The organism is Desulfovulcanus sp. (assembly GCF_982781345.1).
In genome coordinates, this window is record NZ_CEYAEZ010000181.1 from 1 (window position 1) to 1,201 (window position 1,201).

Annotated in this window: 1 protein-coding gene; it reads left to right on the top strand. The window is 35.6% G+C overall.

Annotation, left to right across the window (positions count from 1 at the left end):
- Positions 1-87: 87 nt before the first annotated feature.
- Positions 88-1,194: a hypothetical protein gene (locus AC3WVG_RS12080; RefSeq protein ID WP_488798367.1), complete on the top strand. Its 1,107-nt coding sequence runs from the start codon at positions 88-90 to the stop codon at positions 1,192-1,194.
- Positions 1,195-1,201 lie beyond the last annotated feature (7 nt).

Here is a 1,201-nt window from a genome sequence, read left to right on the forward strand (position 1 = left end):
CCGTGTCGCTCGCTTCGCTCGCGACACTTCGGATAACAGCGGCTATGCGAAATTTTACTCAATTTTTGCTTTTTAACTCAATAAAACATGGGCAATAAAATTACTGAAAAATATTTTAAGCACGCCAATTTTGCAGATCATGAACAAAGAGTGCTTGACGAAATAACAACCAAAACAAACTTTCAGCCAGAGAAAAAAATTTTTCGCGGCCAGATTTATGATAAAGATAAGGTTGGAAGTTTGATTTACAAAGGCAATTGGCAAGATAAACCAGCTGTTCTAAAAATCCAAGGGCTTCAGCCAGATGTTGATGAAATTGATATGATTAACAGACTTAACGACCAGAACGAGAGCACAAAAATCAGATTACCAAAATTATATGACGGCTCAAAATGGAACAAGCAAGACGGTTACGGTTATTTACTTTTGGAATATGTTGATGCACCTCAAATTTATCAACCTCCATTTGCCAATCAAGAACAAATAGAGGATTTTTGCGCTCTCTATCAAGAATATAAGACTAAATGTTTGCGCGAACCTTGGATTGAAAGAGAGCCGAATGAGCAAAGCAGTTTAGTTTTTACCGCCCAACGTGTTTCACATTGGGCAAAAATCGCGCAATCTAAGGGGTATCTGGCGGAAGTAGAAGTAAAAAACGTAGAAAAATTTCTTTCTCTGGCTGGCAAACATTTGCCAACAATAAAAACGGAATTTATGCACGGACATTTCACCTACGATGATATTTTCAAGCTATCAAATGGCGAATATGTATTGATGTCAAATTTGTTTTGGTCTTATCGTCCTGAATTTTATGATACCACTTTTCATCTTTGGGCAGGTATTAAAAGTTTGCGTGATCAAAGCGTAACAGCCAGGCAGGTTATTAAATATCTGCAAAATTGGCTTGGAGAATACAAAAAACTTCCAGTTATTATGCAGGATTCTGATTTTGAAAGAAAATTTAATATAATGATGGCCGAACGTTGTATTGGCGCAACATTAGTTGATATTCAAAATCAGCATTACGATAATGATCGTAATAATTTTATTGCCCATTTAACAGAATTGTTTAGGGATTTATTTAAACATTTTGTGGATAAATTAGACAAAACGAAAATTGAACAAAACTCAAGGGGACGCTGCGCTTTCATTTTGGCTTTTTTAGTTTTAAATTTAATAATGTGGCCAAAATGAACCCTCG

Excerpts from the sequence above, each read along its gene's own strand:
- AC3WVG_RS12080 (WP_488798367.1), top strand. The coding sequence starts at position 88 with ATGGGCAATAAAATTACTGAAAAATATTTTAAGCACGCCAATTTTGCA.